Genomic DNA, 2,847 nt, shown 5'->3' on the forward strand with positions numbered 1-2,847 from the left:
GGTGCGGGGAGAGTCCGGGACGGGCGTGTCCCGTCTGGTGGACGAGGTCCTCGTTGAGACGGAGTTCGCCGGGGGGACACAGTTGCGCGGGACGTGCCCAGAGCCGAGGGGGGGGGGGAGGGGCGGCCCCGACGTCGGCCAGGACGCTGCCGCGGCGAGGGGGGCGGGTGTTGCCGGGCCGAGTGAGGCGACCGTGGGCAAGCCGCTCCATGCGACCCACGTATCCGCGCCCGGCAAAGCCGATGTCGCCGCACCCAGCGGGGTTGACCTGCCTGCGCCCGGTGAGGCCGGTCCGGCCGTGTCGAGTGACGCCACCGTTGCCGACCCCCGCGGGGTCGGCGCAGCCGCGCAGGTGCCTGCGGCGCCCGAAGTTCGAGGCGGCAGTGCGCCAACTCATCCGCCCCTCTCCCCCGCCGCCGACGTCTCACACCTTCCGTCCGTCCCGCCGGGCTCGGGCACGCGCACCTCCGTCGCCGCCGTCACGGAATCACCCGTCGACCATGCCCTCGCCCCCATAGCGGACGCCCTCGCCGGGCTGCCGTGCCGTCCCGGCGGTCCAGAGCGGTCCCTTCCCGCCATCGCCGGGATCGTGGGACTCCTCGTACCCGAATTGGCCGAGCAGTTGCCGGAACCGCCCGCGGCCGCGGCCGACCCTGCGTCGCGGCGTGCGATGTTGCCGCGTGCCGTCGCGGCGTTGCTGGCGGGGCTGGGGGACGCAGTCCTGGTCGTGGAGGACGTCCACCACGCGCACCCCGCCACCCTCGCCCTGCTCCACCACCTGATGAGCGCGATGCCGCCCCGGCTGCGGCTGGTAGTAACCGAGGACGCCGCACCCGGCCTGCCGCTCTTCGGGGTCGGCTTGGCGGTGCGGACCCCGGTGACGGAGATCGACGTCCGGCCCTGGACGTGCGGGGAGACCGAGGAGTTCGTACGCCGGTGGCTGCACGTCCACCGTCCGCAGCACGTCGAGGAGTTGCACGATCTGGTCGTCCTGGTGCACGAGTGGGCCGGTGGCCTCCCGGAGGTCGCCGAGGCCCTGTTGCGAGCCGCCGAAGAGCTGCTGCGCGCTCGGGCGGAGGGCGGCCGCCGCACCCCCTTGGCCGCGGTCGAAAGCCGGAAGGTGCGGGACATCGGAAGTGCCGGTCCGCCGATGACAGCAGCAGGAAACCGCCGTCCGGAGAGCGATGCACCTCACGCGCGGGCCGACGGCGCCGACGCCTGCCGAACACACCAAGAGCCGACCGCCCTGGACGGCATCGGCGCGACGGAGACAGCGCCGACACCCATCGGCTGCGCAAGCGCGCTGCCGGCCACGGACTCCGTGCTCGCGGCCGTGCGGTCCGTGGGCGTTCCGCCCCCGCTCCGGCGCGATTTCGCACTGCGGTACGCCCGCCTCGACGAGGACGCCCGGCGCATCGTCGAGGCGGCGGCGGTGCTCGGCCACCCCGTGCCGGTCGCCGTGCTCGCCGAAGTGGGCGACGTCGCTCCCGACCGCGCCGGGGCGGCCGTGGAGACGTGCCTGCGACGGGCCGTGCTGCGGGCCGTGCTGCGGGCCGACGGCCCTCGCCCCGTCTTCCGCCATCCGCTGGACCGTCGCGCCGCGCTGGCGCGCATGCCCGGGCCCCGGCTGGCCCGGTTGAGTCTGCGCGCCGCGCGGGCCCTGCACCGGGGCGGTGACGGTCCGCTGCCGCTGGTCGACCTCGCCCGGCTGTACCGGGCGGCCGGGCGCGTACGCGAGGGGGTACGCTGCCTCGTCGCCGCGGCCGACCGGGCCGCCACGGCCGGCGACTACTCCACCGCGACCAACCTCTACACCCACGCCGTCGATCAGGACCCACGCACCGACGGCCGCATCCGCACCGTCGCGAAACTCGCACGCACGGCCCAACTCGCCCGCGCCGACGGGCGCGTGGTCGCCGCGGTACGGCGCGTCCTCGACGAGGACGCCCCGCCGCCCCGACTGCGCGGCGAGATCCGGCTGCACCTGAGCGTCGTGCTCCGCAACCAGAGCGGCGGGGCGCTGGACAGCCTGGCCGAGGTGGCCCGCGCCATACCCGATCTCGAGCTGACGGACCCGCAGACCGCCGCGCGCGCCATGGCGGTCGCCGCCATCCCGTCCATCAAGGGCTGGCCCGTCGACCGTCATCTGCACTGGCTGGACCGGTGCGAGGCGCTCGACGGCCAGGTCACGGAGCCGGGTGCCCGCGCCGCCATCGCCGCGAACCGGGCAACCGCGCTGATGTTGCTCGGCGATCCCCGCGCCTGGGCCGCCGCGGACGCGCTGCGCGGTCCGGCCGCGACCGCCATGGAAGCCGCGCACCACGCACGCGGCTGGACCAATCTGGCGCACGCGGCCACCGCACTCGGGTACGACGCACGGGCCCGCGAGTTCCTCGCGCGGGCCGCCCACGGCCTCGCCGAGACCAGCAGCCCCTACCTGGAAGGACTCACGCAGACCGCCCAGTTGGTGCTCGGCTGGCACGAGGGACGGTGGGACGGGCTGCACGCCGCGGCCGACCGCACCACGCGGCTCTACGCGGAGATACCCGACCTGACCGCCGAGGCCATGCTGGTCCGCGGCCTGACCGGGCTGCACGTCCTCGGCGACGTCCCGCAGGCCCGACGCGACCTGGCGGAGGCGGCCCGGACCACGCGCTACGACACCGGCGTCATCCTCACCGCCGCTGCCGCCGCCACGGCCCGCGTCCATCTGGAGGCCGGACGCCCCGGCCAGGCGTGCGAGGCGGTGGAGGAGACGCTGCACCGCCTGGAGCGCACCGGTGGCTGGGTGTGGGCGGGCGAGGTGGCGCCCACCGCGGTGGAGGCCCTGTACGGCAGCGGGCAGGG

At 75.9% G+C, this 2,847-nt stretch carries 1 protein-coding gene; it reads left to right on the top strand.

The genetic code is table 11. The features are described 5' to 3' along the window. Window positions 1–589 precede the first annotated feature (589 nt). Window positions 590–2,847: LuxR family transcriptional regulator (locus tag AOK03_RS41515; protein WP_244177906.1), on the top strand; the 2,258-nt coding region annotated here is incomplete at its 3' end.

Source organism: Streptomyces atriruber (assembly GCF_001418325.1).
Taxonomy (GTDB): Bacteria; Actinomycetota; Actinomycetes; order Streptomycetales; family Streptomycetaceae; genus Streptomyces; species Streptomyces atriruber.